General features: G+C 51.2%; 15 protein-coding genes. 2 read left to right on the plus strand and 13 right to left on the minus strand.

Annotated features, from left to right (window positions below):
• Positions 1 to 19 precede the first annotated feature (19 nt).
• Complete coding sequence (pgl, locus tag ACU8YC_RS09180; RefSeq protein ID WP_187252774.1) at positions 20 to 1,015, minus strand: 6-phosphogluconolactonase; 996 nt, start codon at positions 1,013 to 1,015, stop codon at positions 20 to 22.
• Between the two features lie 168 nt (positions 1,016 to 1,183).
• Complete coding sequence (locus ACU8YC_RS09185; protein WP_446895237.1) at positions 1,184 to 1,570, minus strand: HumD family translesion DNA polymerase; 387 nt, start codon at positions 1,568 to 1,570, stop codon at positions 1,184 to 1,186.
• Between the two features lie 78 nt (positions 1,571 to 1,648).
• On the opposite strand from ACU8YC_RS09185, the gene ACU8YC_RS09190 reads away from it, so the two are divergent.
• The gene (locus ACU8YC_RS09190) at positions 1,649 to 1,891 is read left to right on the plus strand and encodes a DinI family protein (RefSeq protein ID WP_086551120.1); all 243 of its coding nucleotides are present in this window, start codon (positions 1,649 to 1,651) and stop codon (positions 1,889 to 1,891) included.
• 270 nt (positions 1,892 to 2,161) lie between these two features.
• On the plus strand, positions 2,162 to 2,719 hold the full coding sequence (locus tag ACU8YC_RS09195) for a LuxR C-terminal-related transcriptional regulator (protein WP_446895238.1): 558 nt from the start codon (positions 2,162 to 2,164) through the stop codon (positions 2,717 to 2,719).
• 920 nt (positions 2,720 to 3,639) lie between these two features.
• Here ACU8YC_RS09195 and ACU8YC_RS09200 read toward each other — a convergent pair.
• The 11 genes from ACU8YC_RS09200 to ACU8YC_RS09250 all read right to left on the minus strand — a co-directional run bounded on the left by ACU8YC_RS09200 (position 3,640) and on the right by ACU8YC_RS09250 (position 17,325).
• Positions 3,640 to 3,999 carry a DUF1353 domain-containing protein gene (locus ACU8YC_RS09200; protein ID WP_446895239.1) on the minus strand — a complete coding sequence of 120 codons (360 nt, stop codon included), beginning with the start codon at positions 3,997 to 3,999 and terminating at the stop codon, positions 3,640 to 3,642.
• Positions 3,996 to 4,574: a DUF4376 domain-containing protein gene (locus ACU8YC_RS09205; RefSeq protein ID WP_446895240.1), complete on the minus strand. Its 579-nt coding sequence runs from the start codon at positions 4,572 to 4,574 to the stop codon at positions 3,996 to 3,998. Before ACU8YC_RS09205 ends, ACU8YC_RS09200 begins: the two co-directional genes overlap by 4 nt.
• Positions 4,574 to 6,397 (minus strand): prophage tail fiber N-terminal domain-containing protein, encoded by a 1,824-nt coding sequence (locus ACU8YC_RS09210; protein WP_446895241.1) that lies wholly within the window; start codon positions 6,395 to 6,397, stop codon positions 4,574 to 4,576. The genes ACU8YC_RS09205 and ACU8YC_RS09210 overlap by 1 nt, the downstream gene beginning before the upstream one ends.
• A gap of 40 nt (positions 6,398 to 6,437) precedes the next feature.
• Positions 6,438 to 9,836, minus strand: coding sequence for a phage attachment tail tip protein J (gene gpJ / locus ACU8YC_RS09215; RefSeq protein WP_446895242.1), 3,399 nt, complete (start codon positions 9,834 to 9,836; stop codon positions 6,438 to 6,440).
• An 84-nt stretch (positions 9,837 to 9,920) separates the two neighbouring features.
• On the minus strand, positions 9,921 to 10,562 hold the full coding sequence (locus ACU8YC_RS09220) for a tail assembly protein (RefSeq protein ID WP_446895243.1): 642 nt from the start codon (positions 10,560 to 10,562) through the stop codon (positions 9,921 to 9,923).
• Complete coding sequence (locus tag ACU8YC_RS09225; RefSeq protein WP_446895244.1) at positions 10,460 to 11,194, minus strand: C40 family peptidase; 735 nt, start codon at positions 11,192 to 11,194, stop codon at positions 10,460 to 10,462. The genes ACU8YC_RS09220 and ACU8YC_RS09225 overlap by 103 nt, the downstream gene beginning before the upstream one ends.
• An 11-nt stretch (positions 11,195 to 11,205) precedes the next feature.
• Positions 11,206 to 11,904, minus strand: coding sequence for a phage minor tail protein L (locus tag ACU8YC_RS09230; RefSeq protein WP_446895245.1), 699 nt, complete (start codon positions 11,902 to 11,904; stop codon positions 11,206 to 11,208).
• 146 nt (positions 11,905 to 12,050) lie between these two features.
• Positions 12,051 to 13,175, minus strand: coding sequence for a porin OmpC (ompC, locus tag ACU8YC_RS09235; RefSeq protein ID WP_446895246.1), 1,125 nt, complete (start codon positions 13,173 to 13,175; stop codon positions 12,051 to 12,053).
• A gap of 366 nt (positions 13,176 to 13,541) precedes the next feature.
• Complete coding sequence (locus ACU8YC_RS09240) at positions 13,542 to 13,871, minus strand: phage tail protein (protein ID WP_446895247.1); 330 nt, start codon at positions 13,869 to 13,871, stop codon at positions 13,542 to 13,544.
• Positions 13,872 to 13,880: 9 nt separating this feature from the next.
• Complete coding sequence (locus ACU8YC_RS09245; RefSeq protein WP_446895248.1) at positions 13,881 to 17,036, minus strand: phage tail tape measure protein; 3,156 nt, start codon at positions 17,034 to 17,036, stop codon at positions 13,881 to 13,883.
• A complete protein-coding gene (locus ACU8YC_RS09250) occupies positions 17,008 to 17,325 on the minus strand; it encodes a phage tail assembly protein T (RefSeq protein WP_446895249.1) in 318 nt (105 codons plus the stop codon). The genes ACU8YC_RS09245 and ACU8YC_RS09250 overlap by 29 nt, the downstream gene beginning before the upstream one ends.
• Positions 17,326 to 17,328 lie beyond the last annotated feature (3 nt).

The raw sequence follows: 17,328 nt of genomic DNA on the forward strand, positions 1-17,328 counted from the left end.
TTTGTAACGCCAGCGCGTTTTAGTACGCGTTAATCACCACCCACATTGGACCTTGCCCTACCGCGTAACGACCTTTCTCTGTCAACAGTCCTTGTTCACCTGCAATCTCATACACCGCGATATGGTGCGATTTTTGCCCGGCAGCAATCAGGTATTTTCCGCTGTGATCGATATTAAAACCACGCGGCTGAGTTTCGGTAGGCTGGAAACCCTCTTTCGTCAGCACGCTACCGTCTTCTGACACGCTAAAGATCGTAATCAGGCTGGCAGTGCGATCGCAAGCGTACAGATGACGACCATTTGGTGTAATGTGAATATCTGCCGCCCAACGGGTGTCTGAGAAATCAGCAGGCATCATATCCAGCGTCTGCACGCACTCAATCTTGCCGTACGGATCTTTCAGCTCCCAGACATCAACAGAGCTGTTCAGCTCGTTCACACAGTAGGCATATTGCTTATTCGGATGGAACGCCATATGACGCGGGCCCGCGCCTTCCACGGTAGTCACTTCAGCCGGTTCCTGCGCGACCAGATGGCCATCATCGCTGACGTCAAACAGGCAAATACGATCCTGTTTCAACGCCGGAACCCACAGGGTACGGTTATCCGGTGAGATGTTGGCCGAGTGGCAACCGTCCAGACCTTCAACCACATCAACCAGCTCTACCGGCAGTCCATCCTCAAGGCGGGTAACACTTACGCTGCCCGCGTTATAAGAGCCAACAAACACGAAACGCCCCTGATGATCGGTAGAAATATGGGTCGGGCTACCCGGCAGCGCAGACTCTGCCGCGAAGGTTAGCGCACCGTCATCAGGCGCAATACGATAAGCCAGCACGCGAAACTCCGGGCGCACGCCAACATAGAGATAGCGCTTATCCGGGCTGACGACCATCGGTTGTACCTGACCCGGCACATCAACCACCTGCGTCAGCGTCAACGCCCCCTCGTGATTCAGGCTCCAGACATGAATTTGCTGACTTTCAGGGCTGGCGGTATAAACGGTTTGCTTCATAAATACACCTCAGAAGTGATAATGTCTTTAAATTTCATAGACATATCTAATTTTTAGTCTAAATAATAGACAGCGATTCGCAATAAAACGCGACATAACGCTACAATTAAATCAATAATTTAGCACATCATTTCGAATGACATAATGCAGCATTCATGCTCAGATATCTCATACAGGTATATCATCAAACTCCGCATTCCTGGCATCATTAATGATGTACGTGATTACCCCGAATATAGCCGGTGCTAAACTGTAAGCGTCATCATCAACTGGCAGAGCCTCCCTTCTTCCGTTCTCCAGATTAATCAGGTGGGGTTGTGGATGTGTTCGGTAACGCTTGATCCTGAATTCCCCATCGTTTGCGCATACCAGCAGAGAACCATCGCAGGCAGTAAGTGACGCATCCACAACCAGCAGCGCCCCCTGAAGTATTCCTTCCCTGAAATGTGAACGCGATGCCCGCATGAAATAAGTCGCTGCTGGCTGGCTGATTAACTGCTGATCGAGGGAGATTCGTGTTTCAACATAATCTGCCGCAGGTGAAGGAAAGCCCATGTTTACGCCCTCTCTTGAATACCGGATAAAAACACAGTATAAATACTGTATATCCATACAGCAAAGAGGCAATAAGCAATGTTCGTGGAACTCGTTTATGACAAAAGGAATTTTGATGGTCTGCCCGGTGCAAAAGATATCATTCTGGGCGAGTTAACCAAGAGGGTTCACCGGATTTTCCCTGATGCTGATGTCCGGGTAAAACCAATGATGACATTGCCGGCGATCAACACTGACGCCAGTAAGCACGAGAAGGAACAGATAAACCGAACTGTTCAGGAAATGTTTGAAGAGGCTGATATGTGGCTGGTTTCAGATTAAACGTCTTTATTCACTCACCATATGGTAAATTCTGCTTCGATAGCTATGTATTAATACACACATTACAGCCAGCCCATTCAGTATTGAATACAAAGGAATAGAGCTGATTTACCCCATAAATCTATATCATTTCAATAAAGATTAATCTTAAAATGTTCACGATAACACGACATAATCACATATGTACACTATAAATAACATAGCACATTATCGTGCAGATCATTACGTTAATCATATTTAGTCATAGTGATTAGCTGTAAGGTGGTTTATATGCTATATATTCTTACAAATGATAACCTTTTATATAGTGGGTTAAACTATTTATACGGCGAGAGCAGCATCATTAAATTACCATCAATTTATATACTAAGTGAAAAAGACACAAGCCATGATACTCTTTTGATTGATGTGGCATATTGTAAACTAACAATTAGCCAATTATTTTACATCATCCAAAAAACATTTATTAACAAGATTATTTTTCTTTCTGCATTCAGGTTTTCCAATCTTAAACCCAACTGCCCTGTTCAATTCATCCCGCGTAAGATAAACCTAAGATATATTTCAGTCAACGCAGATATTTTCTATGACGGACCTAAAATCGACCTTCCTTCACTAACTCTCAGAGAGTTCGAAATCATAAGGCAAACAATCAGACAATATAATGATTTAAGAATAGCATCCAGCCTTGGCATAAGCCTGGCAACGCTTAGAGTTAATAAGTATCAAATAATGCTTAAACTTAAAATTAAAAAAATGTCACATGTAATGTATACTGAATACTATTTATATATAACTGGTGAAAAAGCAGGATTAATCCATCATTAATGGCAGAAAAAAAACCAGTTCGGGAACTGGTCAAAGTATTGGGAAAGTACATCTTGCATATTAGTTACCAATAATGGGACGAAACTACCTGCATCTAAACGCAATGCGGTGCCGGATTTCTACCGGTGAGTTACTGGCTGGTCAACCATAACCCGCTGCTTGTCTCAACCACTGAAGTGCCTATGCTTCATGACCATTTAGCCCCACACCTTATATGGAAATCACCGCCTTATAAAGGTACCATTCTGCGAAGCAGGGTAAAACCCCGTCACTTCATTTTCAGATTTTTTTGGCTCTGTACATTTGATCTCACTTATATTCAACTGGCAATATGACATTATCAGTAAGCCATATGCTGACGTGGTGTCATCGTGACTCCCCCCCCATTAATGGCAGTCTCCTCACGAGGTTCCTTTATATCCTTAAATGTTTTAGATGGTTAAACAGGGGAGACATCCCCCACTGCAAATTGGTTTCTTAAACCTGGTATTATCTGGCCATCCTCATCGAATCAAATGTTTTTATGACAAATTTCGTTAAAGGAGTAATCCCAGGATTTTTCCTTCTCATCCGTCCACTTGTTAAAAGCCTGTTAAATTGATTTAAATCAATTTCATTGGCATATTTCTATGGCATAAATTGCATCACCATCAAAGACGATGGATTGCGTATTTTTCTGATTCATATTTGGGCTGAGCGTAGCCCATTTTTTTAGTGTTATTTGCGGAAAATACTGCCCGTATCTTCCTTAAATAACGATAAAGAAGTTGAGTATCATGCAAGCATTGGGGCGACTTATCGCAGCCCCTTTTTTTTGAATAGTGATTTGCGGAAGGCATCCTGGCACCTTCCTTAAATCATTATAAGAGTTACTCCTGTCATAAAAACACCCTTACAGGCGATCCCTTGGTCGCCTTTTTTTATTTGTTGTAGCGCCCCCTGCCAAACAGCCGTACTGCCTGGTACATAACCATACGTTTCAGCTTCGGCACACCCAGCACCGTCATTCCGTCCAGAAATATCCTGTCGGCCTCGGCTTTGGTTCGCAGGGCATTGTCGTACAGGTAATCGTGAATGATGGCGGCTTTGGCATACTTCCCGTCAGGCGGTAACAGCAGCCACAGAATACGCGGGACACTGGCAAGATCCGTCACGAACCCAGCAGGCACTTCAATCACATCGCTGGTATCGTCAGTCAGATAAAAAGAAAATGGCGCATAAACGCGCCATCGGTAGTGTCCCAGCATTTCCAGTATCGCTGGCGTGGTGAAGCGACTCATTCCTCCTCCGTCCAGCCGGGCTGGTAGTTGAGGATGGCATTCACCTCCGTAAGCTGTGATACCTCATATTTCATCTGTCGTTGTCGTTCGTGGATTTTGAAGCCCTGAATCACCATTGCCTGCATCATCGCCGCTTCCAGTTGTTGCAGGAAAGCCGCATTCACCGGGATATCGTGATTATCCGCATCCGTCCAGAAAAAACCTTCTGGCAGCATTCCCGCTTTTGCAACTGACACCACCGGCGCAAGTCGTTCCTGTGATGCCTTACCACCATCCCAGCGGTGTCCGTCCAGTTCAAAGATGACACCACCATTTTCCTGAGCATTACGCCAGCGACTTATTTCAGCATGCTTCATTTCTCTGGTCGCATTAATAATTTCTGGCGTTATAACGTATGGTTTAATATCACCATACTCACCAGCTTTAAATTTCTGCCATAAAACCATACCAGTTTCAGAAGTGCATGAACTGGTTACTGTAATTGGTATATATATATTCTGCTCAGGTAAAAGCAATTCACAATCAATACTGCCATCAGAAAGATATCTGGCATTACGAACAATGTGTTTTTCCATTAATTTATTCTCATAAAAAGGGAAACGATAAACTCATCACCACTTATTACCAGTTCAGAATTTCCAGACAAACTGACATATCCACCTGCTATTGTCGCAGACTCAGCACTACGAACAAACCTCACTCCATCCTGAGAATCCTGTACAAGTGACACATGGCGGAGCAACGACCCCTGAACAAAATCACCTCTTTTAAGGGTTTTCTTATCCGGTGAACCACAGAATGCAAGCAGTGCAATACCATCCGTATCAGGTTCACTATCCCGGCTTTGTCTCAGTGAAAGCAGAATACTTCCTGGCCTTGAGTCAAATTGCGACCACCCGGACCAAAAACCGTTTTGATACCGATTGATGGCAAAATAACGGTCAGTGACAAAATAAATAAGCATTCCATTTATTTTACCATCTGAAGACTGGCATTTTTGCCATAACATTAAATCACCTGCGCTTCCCCTTGGGTTCGCTCCTGATGGTCTGTCTGATGTTATTTCTGTTATTACATACCAACCCGAGCCCCTTGCTACCATGCCAGGAAGAAACGGTTTGTTATATTGCGAAGATATATATACAGCATCACCACCCAGACCATAGGCTCCGGTAGCCATTACCGCTTTCATTAAACCTGAACCAGAGCCACCAAAATCAACTTTACGCAATGCTGCTGCTTCAAGTTGCAGGTTTTTTCGGGCTTCTGCAACTGCTTCATCACCCGACTCAGCAATTTCAGACAGGTTGTTATCGGTTTTCAGTACATCAGAGAGTATTTTCTCCGCGTCTTCTGCCGATTTAGCGGCTTTGTCTTCGCTGGATTTTGCGCCCTGTTCCGAAAGTGCTGCAGCGTCTTTATGCTGTCCGGCAAGGCGGGCAGACTCTGCCGATTCTTCTGCTGATTGTGCTGATTCACCGGCGCTTGTTGCGGCGTTCTGTTCTGAGGTGGCAGCGCTTCTGGCGCTGGCACTGGCGGCCTGTTCGCTCTGTGCCGCAGCCGTTGCTGACCGTTCGCCTTCAGTAGCGGCATTTTCGGCTCTGACGGCGTTCCGGGCGGAGTCATCCAGTGCAGCAGCGGCGGCACGTTCGCTTTCATGTGCCGATAAGGCTGACTGTACGGCATCCTGACGGGACTGGTCAGCATCTGCAGCACTCAGTCTGGCGGATTCTGCATACCGGGCAGAATCACCGGCGGCGTGTTCGGATGCCTGAGCGGCCTGTTCTGCGCGTGACGCATCATTCTGTGATGACTGTGCAGACTTCGCCGCGTCGTCCGCATTTGCACCACTGTCCAGAACGTCCTGCGCCGTCTGTCGGGCGTTATCATCAGCAGAGCGGGCAGAAGCATCAGCAGCAGCTGCAGAGCGTTCCGCCTGCGCCTGGGACTCTGCGGCTGCCGTTGCAGACAACGCTGCCGAATCCCTGCTCTGCCCTGCTGACTGTGCAGCCTGTTCGGCGCGCTCCCGGTCTTTCTCTGTTGCACCGCTCAAATCCACTACGCGGTTTACCATCTCCTCAAAACGTTTCATCACCTCCGGACGCAGGTCCGCATCCTTTGGCGCATCGAGAAACGCATTCAGGGTGTCCGGCGCATCAGTTGGGGTGATGTAAATCTCTCCGGCCACAGAGGGAGGAAAACCTTCCCGCAGCAGTGACACACCGTAATAACCCGGCTCAGCCTCAATACTGTAATGGCCGTTCGCATCCGTGGCAGTAGATGAAATCACCGCCACAACAACGGTCGGACTGGTCCTTTTTGCTTTAAGATGTATAGTGCAGCCCTGCACAGGCTTTCCTGCCCCATCCCTGAGAATACCTGATATAAGTACCGGCATAGTGCCTCCATAAAAAAACCGCCCGGAGGCGGTCTGGTCGTTAAACGATAGTGATCCCGGCTGACGCTTTTTTCGTAACCATTACCATCAGGTCGCTGATACTGGTATAGGGCGTCCAGTTATTGGGTGCCCTGGAACTGACACTGAAACTCAGCGTCATTCGCCCGCGCCCGGCTGGCATATCCATAACGGCGCTGTAAATCACCGGGTCTTTTCCCGATGTCTTCTGATAAATCAGCGCGCCATTGCGATAAACCGCAAGCGTACAGGTGTCCTCATAGGTGTAATCAGAAGAGTTGTTGGTGAATTCATTACCTCTGAAAACAATCGCCGGGATAATAACCTGACGGTCAAAGGGCTGATCATCATCAATGATGACTGTCCGCGTCCCGCTGGCATACCCACCAAACGAACCCACATTGACAAAGGGAAATGCTGCGCCTGCGGCTTTAACAATATCGCCCTTAATGCTCTCCGCCCGGATTTCTTTCACCTCACAGGTTTCATCAATTATCACGTTACTGAAACGACCTGATGAGGCATTCAGCGTACCGCTGATATCCGCATTACGGGCTGTCAGTTTGCCGTCAGGCGTCAGCATGAAGGCGGGGGGATTCCCGCCACTGGTAATGGTGGGGGCGGTCAGATATTTGAGGAACACTTCGTTCATAAATATCTGGTCACCCTGCATCACGAAGGCGGGAGTTTCATTGCCGTTTGCCGGATTTATAAACGCGATACGGTCAGCGGCTACCAGGAACTGGCTCACCTTCCCGTCTTCCGTGTCCTCCATACTCAGGCCCAGACCAGCCACATAATGCTTTCCGTCCTCGGTCTGCTCTATCTTCACGCCCCACATGGCATTCCACTTGCCGTTCGCGTCCTGCCATTCTTTCGAAAACTCATCCAGCCGGCTGGCGTTGTCTTCCGTCAGTTCCACCTTTTCCAGCAGCTCTTTCCCCAGATGACTTTCGGTGATTTCCCCTTTGAAAAATTCCAGGTAGCCCGCCGCATCGTTGCTGGCCTGCCCTTTAGCCTCCACGAACGCCGATTTCCCGACCTGGTTCACGGCCCGGATATAGAAGTAATAGTCCTTTCCGGGTTTGATACTGCTGCTGGCCGCAATCCAGTACAGCGCCGTGCCGAGATAACGCGCACCGGTTTCCACCTGGCGGATATCGGCGATCTGTGTATCCGTAAACCAGAATTCATACTGCACCGTGGGGTCGTATACCGCCTGGCGCGGGGTGGCAGTTATCTGGAAATAGCCGGGGGTCAGTTCAACATAAGACGGGACTGCTGGCGCGGCGATACTGAAATCCGTGCTGGCAGGCTCCCCCTGCTGTCCCTGGCTGTTCACTGCCCGGACGGTCAGGGTGTAACGCCCCGGAGACAGGTTACGGAAGGTGTGCTCCGTTTCGCTCAGGGTCAGGCTGCTGACCAGGCGGTCGCTGTTATCTTCCGCTTTCACCGTCAGGCGCAGGGAGAAGTTCACCCCCTTCACCACACGCGGAGTATCCCATCGTGCCCGTGCCTGATACTGCCCGTCCTCTGCCAGAATCTCTGTGGTGAGGTGCTGCACAGCGGGCGGCGTGTTCGTGATGCTGGTTCCGGGCAACGGGTCAAACTTCGCCCCGTTATCCACGATACTCTCTTTCTCCGGGACATGTTGCACGGCGGTGATGGCATATGTCCCGTCCTCATTCTCCCGGATTGCCACACAGCGAAACAGGCGCTGGCGCAGGTCCGGCAGTTTCAGTCCCCACACGCTGTACGCCGCCACGCCATCGGGTAACTGGCTGACGGTCACGCGGTCCGGAGCGGGATGTGCCGTGATATCGACAGTAACTGGCTGCCCATCACTGCCCACCAGGTTCAGCATGGTTTTGCCGTTTTTGGGGACTTCCACCTCGCGGTCCAGCGTGAGCGTGCGCGTCAGGCTGTCGACCGACAGAACGCGCCCGCCCACGGTCACGCCGGCATAATCACTGTCGCAGACCTCAATGATATCGCCGGGAACGTGGCGTAGTCCTTCGGCTCCCACGGAGAAATCCACCGTCTGCATTTCCAGCAATTCGGTGGTGATGGCCCACAGTCCGGCGCGGTGCGCCTGCCCCCGGCTGGTACAGGCAAAGGCATCCATCTTCAGGACGTTGCGACCGTAGCGCCGGATGGCAGCGTCGTTTTCCACCAGTTCAGTGGATGTCTCCCAGCCGTTGTCCGGGTCGGTGTAGCGGACCTCGGCGGCATTGTGGCGTTCTTTCAGGGCGCTGAAGCTGTAGACAAACGGCGCACCGTCATCCGGCATCACCACATTACTCTGCGTATAGGTCCAGACTTTATCGGCGGGGCGGTCCTGCACAAAGGTCAGTTTACTGCCGTTCCAGACCGGCATGCAGCGCATCAGGGAGCAGAAATCCCCCAGCACGTCCCACGCTTTACGCTGGTCCGCCAGATACGCATTGCAGGTGATACGCGGCTCGGTCCCGCCAAAACCATCAGAAACAGGCTGGTCGCAGTATTGCGCAATGGCATACAACGACCATTTATCCACATCAGCAACACCAATGCGGTTCCCCATACCGTAACGTGGGTGGGTCAGCATGTCCAGAACACACCACGCCGGATTGTTTGTATATGCCGGCTTAAAGGTCCCGTCCCAGAGGCCGGTATATGTGCGTTTCACCGGGTCGTAATTTGACGGGACCGGCACAATACGCCCGCGCAGGAGGTAGTTTCGCGTGACCTGCTGGCTGCCAAACTGCTCCGCGTCCACTTTTACCCCGATAACGGCAGTATTCGGGTAGCGTTGTTTCACATCAATGATTTCGGTATAGCCTGACCACACCGTTTTGTTCTGCAGCATGTCCGTTGTGCTGTCATCAGTGAGGCGCAGCATGCGGACTTCAAACGGGCGCGGCGGTAAATTGTCGATAACCACTGAGGCCAGAAACTGCGTGGTCGTTTTACCTGTGATAGTGATATCCCGTTCCGTTCGCCACAATCCGTCCCGGCGAAACTGGATCAGCATCTGTACATTGGTCGGGTTACGATCACCTTTGCTGTTGGTGCTGATCAGAGACTGCACACCGAAGGTAAAACGCAGGCGGTCCACCGTTTTGGTGCTAATGGTGCGGGTCACTGGCTCTGATTTCTTCACCTCCACACCCAGCAGGGTTTCCGCGCCGGAGTCTTCGAACCCCTCCATCGCGGTCTGCTCATCCTCCCCTACACGGTAAACCACGGTGACACCGTGAACCATTGCGTTACCGTTGCTGTCGATGACCGGCGTTTTGTTAATTCTGACACTTTTCAGCCCGTCCACCGGACCTTCAATCGGTCCCTCGCAGATGGCATCAATGACGGTCAGCATCTGGCCCGATTTCAGGTTATCCGGAGCTTCATGCGGTGTTTTACTGCTTCCACCACCCTTACCCATAATCTGTTCCCTCTGAAACGACAAAACCGCCCGGAGGCGGTTCTGCATAAAACGATGTAAGAATGCAGAATGTATAGCCGGATGTCAGCGGCCGATGACCACAACCTGCCCGCCGCCACCTTCATCCCGTGTGCTGATTTCCTGGGAAATCGTGCGCGAGCCGACCAGCATCTCACCGTACAGCACCGGCAAGGCATTTCCCTGCGCCACCATGTTGTCCAGCGACGAAAAATACGTGTTCTGTTTGCCGTTGTCGGTCTGTTTCATCGATGGCGTTTTTGCTTTCGGCGCCAGCATCTGGGCCACGCCCCCCAATGCCATTGAAGCACCGAGAGAGAACATGATGTTGCTTGCAGCAATACTTAATCCCGGCATCCATATTGACGCCACAATCAACGCTGCCCCCAGTACCGCCTGAAAGAAACCACCGGACTTTGCACCCGCCATACGCGGGATAATATGAATTACGGCCCCGTCAGGCAGCGGCTCATGCAGACGGGCTGACAGGCTTTTTTCATCCACATCCTGACCGGCGATGCGTATCTGATACCAGCCATCATTCATTTTCTGCCGGAAGCCCGGTATCTGGATGGCCAGCGCGTAAATGGCCTCGGCCCCCGTTTTTATACTAAGGCTGAAGCGGCGGCCAAATCGTTGTAAATCCCCGTAAAGGCAGACTCGTGCCATGCCCGGTGTCGCCATATCGAGTGTGTGCGGCGTTGCCATTTGTCGGTATACCTCTCGCGTTTACTGAGCTGGTCAGGAATATGGTGCAACAGTTCGCCGTCGCCGCAGTAAATCGCAGCATGGTTGGCAACCGATGAACCAAAACAACAAATCAGAATGTCTCCGGGCTGGGCCTCTGTGGCATTCACCCGGTAAAAACCGGTCGCCTCCAGATTATCCAGATACAGATTATCCCCCTGCTGCCACCAGTCCTCCCTCCGCGCGAAATCCGGCATCTCAATCCCCGCCAGATGGTACGCATCGCGGAACAGGGTGTAGCAGTCGGTGACACCGTGCTCAAATACCCGCCCAGTGAGGAACGGAACGCAGCGAAAGCGGTGAATATTGCCATCACAGACCAGCCACCACGGCAGGCCACTCTGCACCTGTAGGCGGCGGTCAACATCGCTGAGAAACGGCAGGCCGTCAGGATGGCTGTGTACCAGGGCCACCACATCCCCCTCCGTCTGTGCCTGAAGGTAATCTTCCGGCGCCATGCGAAAATACATCGTGGGTTCAGCTGAAATATTCTGGCAGGGAAAGTAATGCTCGCCTGCCGGCGTATTCACTACAAAACCACACGATTCTGCTGGCGCACAGGAAAATGCCTGTGCCAGTATCACTGAATTCACCCTGTTCTCTCCTATGACAGGCGGTTAATCGACAGAAAACCGCCAAAGCGTTCAATATTATGGCGCAACCGTTCGCAGCCGGTGCGGCATTTGCTGCAGGCGTCTTTTGCCGGATCGGACGTGGGTTTGTCAAACTCATCTGCGACCGGCGGGCCGGTATAGCCGCACTCATCAGAACGGTAGCTCCAGTTGCAGACATCAGCCAGCATGATCCGCGCCGGAAACACGCTGCCGTCCGTTTCGGTCGGTGTCGCCAGCACAAAGGTCGCCGTGGTGGCTTTCAGCTCCGACAGTTGTTCAATCACCCAGCAGCTGACCACTTCCTGTTCCGGATCGGCCTCCGGGTTACCGCCGGTAAAGTTCACCGCATCGAGAAAACGGGCGTATACCACACGCCTGACCACTATGGCTCCCACCAGACTCTGCACATCTTCCGCAAGGCCCGTGACCATGCCAAACAGGTTCGACACCGCCAGCGTCGGGCGGGCGGATGTCCCTTTCCCTACCAGGTCGAACCCGGTTCCCTGTATCGGGTAAACGTCATACTTCCGGCCCTGCCAGGTGACCGGCTCCCCCTTCTCGTTCGCTTCATTTGAAAAATAGTAACGCTGGCCACCAAAGGCCGTCAGGTCGATTTCCCACAAATCAATGCGGGCGGACTGTTCGGTTTTCGTGGTTTCGTTCAGCGTGCTTTGTGGAATGTCCTGCATATTTTTCTCCCATAAAAAAAGGGTGCCACTGGCACCCTAACGAGTAAAAATAAAATGAAAATTAAATTAGTTTATAGCAACCTCGCAGAGCTGGCGGGCTCTGCGGATACAGGCGGAACAAACTGTCCCGCCTGAATACATCAAAATCAGAACTGGTAAACCAGGCCTACACCCACCACGTCATCTGTGTTAATGCCTGCTCCTTCATAAAATGCATCTTTGTCGTCAAGCAGGTTGATCTTATAATCAACATAGGTTGACATGTTTTTATTGAAGTAATATTTTGCACCTACAGAAATATACTCGACCAGGTCTTGATTTTTATAGAACTTGCCCAGATGGAGAATGTTAAGATCGTTGCCTTTTGATAACAAGTATGAAATTTCTGGACGTAAACCAAAATCAAACTGGTATTGCGCAGTAACTTCGAAGTTATCAGTTTTATTAGCAATACATAATGTACAATTCTTGGCATATGGTGTCATATTATATGTCTGAGCATACGTTGTTGCTAAATAAATGTTATTAGCATCGTATTTTGCACCAACAGTCCAGGCTTCGGCTTTTTTACCCTCTGCATAAGAGTTTTGGGTTTGCTGGCTTGTACGGTTAGAGGAAGCAAATGCTGCTGCAAGACTTGCCCCCATGCCCAGGTCATAGGAGGTTGAAATCCCCCAGCCATCACCGTTCTGCTCTTTCATGTCACTGCGATTATTATTTGAATCAGGGCTATTTTTGCCCTGATACTGAAGAGCAAAATTCCAGCCTTCAACCAGACCGAAGAAATCAGTGTTACGATAAGTAGCGACACCCGAAGTACGACCTGTCATGAAGTTATCTGTGTTGGTGTAAGTATCACCACCAAACTCTGGCAGAACATCGGTATAAGAACCTACATCATATAAAATGCCATAATTACGGCCATAATCAATTGAGCCATATTCGCCAAATTTCAGACCAGCAAACGCCAGACGTGTTTTGTCAGAATTAGAGCTTCCAGCAGATTCTGCGCGATTACCTTTGAACTCATATTCAAACTGACCAAATCCGGTCAATATTTCATTAATCTGAGTTTCACCCTTAAAACCCATACGGGCATAAGTTTTATCTCCATCATTACCGGCATTATCAGAAAAATAATGTAAACCTACAACTTTTCCGTATAGATCGAGCTTATTGCTATCTTTATTATAAACCTCAGCTGCCTGAACTGAACCCGCCATAATCATGGCTGTTGTGATAGCTGAAAGTGCCACTGTAATTTTTTTCATTTTATATCCTCTGTTGTATGAACTTTCCATAAACACAGATGTCAGCCATCTGCGTCGGCGATATCATTGCAAAAGAGACGTATATCCACGAACATGACAAATGTGACAAAATATTACCAATAATGTCATTCATTAACTTTAATTAATAAAAATTATCTTAAAATCCAAAAGCAATCATTAAAAAACAATTAGAATCAACAAATTAACAACTTAGGCAGGTAACTATATTATCAGGGTATATATAATGTTAAATTTAATTCATTTATTCACCTCACTTTATTTAACACCATGCAAATAATGGTCTGTTTTTATATTTCAAACAAATAACACAAAACCCCCAAAACAATTACAGCAATAACAAGATACTTACACTACAACCTGTTCAAACGTGGTGGTATACGTCACCCACAGCGCCCCGACGCTGATCGACCATTTCCGGCAGACCACGCGAATTTGTGTCCAGGTATATGGGGGTGTCCAAAGGAAAGACTTCACGCCACTATGACGGGACAAAAACGCCTCCAGTCGCTGATGCTCACCTTTACGCACTTTGATGGTCACATTGTATTTTTTCAGATTGCTGTTCAGTCCGGCGGGGCGACGTTGCTCATAGCCATCCCCCATCTTCACAGTAATGACCTGCGGTTCGGCCTCCATCGTCATATCCGGGCGTATTTTCCAGTGAAAGGTTTCCATATGTTATCCTCAGCTGAGTCTGCCGCCGTCGCGGGATTGCTGTGCGAAAAAGTCCGCCGCGGCCTTCCGGCTCACGTCATACACCGCTTTCAGCGCCCCGGGTCCAATCTGTCCGTTGTCGGCATCGTTATTAATGGCTATGTGATACTGCGGCGCAAACATCACCATCCCCCCAGTGCCAGCGCCCGCAGCTACCACGCCCAGCTTACCGTCAGCTCCACGACGTAACGGCAGAATCGCCTCCGGTCCGGCTTCGCCCATCACGCCAGCCCCTTTGGCAAACGCAAAGTATGTTGGCCTGTCCACCACGCTGCCGCTGTACCGGCTCAGACTGGCAGACTGATAGACTCCACCAACAGCGTTTGCCGTTACCCCAAACCCCAGTGCATTCCCCACACCTTTCACAGCCTGCATCATTGCCATCTGCGCCATGATTTTTGCCAGGTCAGAGAGAAGAGAGGCGGTGAAGGATTTGAAGTTCAGTTTGCCGGTGGTGACGAACGTCGCCAGGCCATTGCTCATACTGCTGAAGGCAGAGGAGAACATTTGTTCCCTCATCCCCGAGACATTATCTGCATCCGCAGCGAAATTCTGGAATGCGCGGGTGGCCCCGTTCTTCCAGTTCCCCTGCTCAACAGATAACTGCTGCCAGTAACGGCGGTTTTCATTCAGCTGCACGTTCAGGCTGTCACGAAGTTTTTGCTCTGCCTCGCTGTACTCTGTCGAACCGTATGTTCCTTTTTGCCGGCTGTCCCGTTCGAGTTGTTCCATTTGCTGTGCAAACTTCTGGCGAAGGGTGAGTTGTTCCTGATAACGTTGCTTCTGCGCATCCCCCATCCCGCTGGTTGCCAGCTCAAAGTCATGTTGCTGGCGCTGCGACTGCTCTTCCAGTTTTAGCTGGCCTGCCAGCTGAACCGCCTTTTTCTTCAGGTCATTGAGCGCATTCTGACGCTGAAGCGCCTGCTGTTTCACATCCAGCAGCAGGAGCGCCTGAACCAGCTCATCCTTGTGAGCCAGGACACTCTTTTCATCCGCCGTCAGTTTCTTACCGGACAGGTCACTGATTCGCTGCTGTAGCGCCAGCAAACTCTTGTGCGCGTCCGTCATTTTATCGGTGGCGAGTCCGGCACTCTGTTTTGCCTGCGCAATCTGTCCTTCCACCTGCGCCTGCTGCTGACTGTACTGCAGCAGTAAACGTGCCGCCTCGTCGTTACGTGTGGCGGCGGTTTTAGTCGTTTTCGGCTCTTTAAAGCCTTTTTCAATTCCCACCCGGGCGGTCGCTATCTCTTTATCTGTCCAGGGCGTCGCGATCCCGTCTTTTACGTCCTGCCGGTTTTTCGCAATCAGCCGGTTCAGCGCCTGTTCAGCCTGCACGCGTTTTTCCGTCTGCGTCGCGCCGCTTTTGACCAGCTGGTTAAACTCCTGCTGATTACGGACAGCCTGCGCCTGCTGCTCCGTGCGCTGTTTTTCTCGTGCCGCAGTAAGCCCTTCCTGCGCGTATGCTTTATCGGCCTCATCATAAGCCGCTTTTTTCAGGGCCAGACTCTGGCGGGCATTTCTCAGGCGTTCAGCATCCGCCTTCTGCAGGGGATTGATGCCGTTATAATCCGGATCCACTTTGAGATTACGCGACAGTGCCTGATAGGCTTTTTCCGCAGCCTGCCATTCAGCGAAAGAATCCTGGCGTTTCATGGCGGCATCAGGATTACGTCCGACGCCCAGCATGGCATCCCACGCGCCGGATGCGGCATTTTTTACCCAGTTCCAGGCCTTTTCCAGCGAACCGAGATTATCCTGTACAGCAGCAGTCCGCTGCATGACTGCGTCAGAGTATGCCTGCATGGCCAGCGCGGCGGCCCGCTGCGAGTCCCCTGCTGCCTGCGCAGCAGAAATCTGCTGGTACTGTGTGGCGGTCAAAAAATGCAGGGAATCGTTCAGCGCCGCCACGGCATTCACCGGATCCTCTTTCAGTTTTTTAAACTGGCTGATGGTTTCGCTGATGTCCTGCCCGGTCGCCTGTTTCAGACGGGCAGCGGCAGTCGCCACCCGGGAAAGGTCAGCGCCACCAAATGCTCCGCTCCCCACCACCTGCGCCAGCACCCCGGCGGCATCATGCTGCGTGACCCCGTTCCCGGCAATACTGCGGGCCATCGCCTGAAGCTGTCCGGCAGTTTTACCGGCATAATTCCCGGTCAGGATCAGCTGTTTATTGAATTCTTCCCCTTCCCTGGTTCCCGTATACCAGGCTTTCCCCAGGCCATAGACGGCAGCGGCAATCGCCGTAACGGTGCCCCCCACCGCCAGCCCCTTCGGCGACATCAGCGTGTCCAGCCATCCGGCGCGCCTGGCAAGCGTCACGCCACTGCCCCGCAGCGCCCCGATGTCACCGCGCAGAAGTTCGCCAAACAGCACACCCAGTTCACGACGCGTGCCGGCACTGTTCAGCCCCAGTGAACGGGTCGCCGTACCGGCCTTTTCCATTTTTTTGATATACACATCTGCCGCACTGCTGACACCAAGCTGGGCAGCTTTCACCCGTAACAGGTCAGTGGCAGAGAGTTGCTGCCGGGTCGCCTGCTCTTTGAGCTGCTGAATAAAGCGGGCTTTTTGTTTTGTGGCGGCGGCTTCCGCATCCGTCAGGGTCCGGGTTTTTGCTGCCACCTCTGAAGTCAGCGCCAGATAATCCTGCTGTGCAATACTGCCGCTGTTTCTCGCCTGGCGGATTTGCGTCTGGATACGCTGCAGCTGCTGCAGGCCCTTCTCAAGGGATTTGACGCTGTCGATCTGACGGTAAAATGCCGCACTCGCCTGGTCCTGGGCTGCAGCTACCGCGGTGGCCTGCGCCCGCTCCTCCTGCATTCTCTGGCTCAGCGCCGCAATATGCCGCTGCGTCATATCGACACGCTGGGCCACCTGGTCATAACCCTGCGCCGCCATAACCATCGCCTGTTTCTGGCGCGTGCCAGCATCCGTCGCTGCGATGCTCCCGTCAACATAAGCCCGCCCCTGACTTTTCAGGGCCTCAATGAGATTTTTTTGCCGCTGTGTGACGATGTCGGTTTTCCCCGAGACCTCATCCAGCAGTTTTTTCACACGGGGCACTTCATTTTTAAAGTCTGCGGCATCGACACTTAAATCAATGACCAGGTTCGCTATCTGGTCCATAACGGACACCTCCGGTTATGCCCTCACCCAGGCGCATCAGTTCATCATCAGTTTTTTCGGGGACAGGTTCAGAGGCACTTAACAGACGAAAATCGTCCGCATCCTGCGCGGCCCCGGTCACCAGCCCGGTCACCAGCGCTTTCAGCGTCGCAAACTCTGCATCGAGCAGGGCATCACTGAAACTGTTCAGGGAAAAATGCTCCGCCCACTCGCCCAGCTCCGTGGCACTCATCTCAGATAACATCCGCCGCCAGTCCGGACGGCGGAACTCCCGCGCCAGTTGCATCACAAA

The sequence above is a fragment of the Citrobacter sp. VF227 genome (assembly GCF_052950715.1).

What these genes read in the sequence shown, in the direction of transcription:
- pgl (WP_187252774.1), bottom strand. Translation starts at nt 1,015, where the DNA reads ATGAAGCAAACCGTTTATACCGCCAGCCCTGAAAGTCAGCAAATTCAT.
- ACU8YC_RS09185 (WP_446895237.1), bottom strand. Translation starts at nt 1,570, where the DNA reads ATGGGCTTTCCTTCACCTGCGGCAGATTATGTTGAAACACGAATCTCC.
- ACU8YC_RS09190 (WP_086551120.1), top strand. Translation starts at nt 1,649, where the DNA reads ATGTTCGTGGAACTCGTTTATGACAAAAGGAATTTTGATGGTCTGCCC.
- ACU8YC_RS09195 (WP_446895238.1), top strand. Translation starts at nt 2,162, where the DNA reads ATGCTATATATTCTTACAAATGATAACCTTTTATATAGTGGGTTAAAC.
- ACU8YC_RS09200 (WP_446895239.1), bottom strand. Translation starts at nt 3,999, where the DNA reads ATGAGTCGCTTCACCACGCCAGCGATACTGGAAATGCTGGGACACTAC.
- ACU8YC_RS09205 (WP_446895240.1), bottom strand. Translation starts at nt 4,574, where the DNA reads ATGGAAAAACACATTGTTCGTAATGCCAGATATCTTTCTGATGGCAGT.
- ACU8YC_RS09210 (WP_446895241.1), bottom strand. Translation starts at nt 6,397, where the DNA reads ATGCCGGTACTTATATCAGGTATTCTCAGGGATGGGGCAGGAAAGCCT.
- gpJ (WP_446895242.1), bottom strand. Translation starts at nt 9,836, where the DNA reads ATGGGTAAGGGTGGTGGAAGCAGTAAAACACCGCATGAAGCTCCGGAT.
- ACU8YC_RS09220 (WP_446895243.1), bottom strand. Translation starts at nt 10,562, where the DNA reads ATGGCAACGCCGCACACACTCGATATGGCGACACCGGGCATGGCACGA.
- ACU8YC_RS09230 (WP_446895245.1), bottom strand. Translation starts at nt 11,904, where the DNA reads ATGCAGGACATTCCACAAAGCACGCTGAACGAAACCACGAAAACCGAA.
- ompC (WP_446895246.1), bottom strand. Translation starts at nt 13,175, where the DNA reads ATGAAAAAAATTACAGTGGCACTTTCAGCTATCACAACAGCCATGATT.
- ACU8YC_RS09240 (WP_446895247.1), bottom strand. Translation starts at nt 13,871, where the DNA reads ATGGAAACCTTTCACTGGAAAATACGCCCGGATATGACGATGGAGGCC.
- ACU8YC_RS09245 (WP_446895248.1), bottom strand. Translation starts at nt 17,036, where the DNA reads ATGGACCAGATAGCGAACCTGGTCATTGATTTAAGTGTCGATGCCGCA.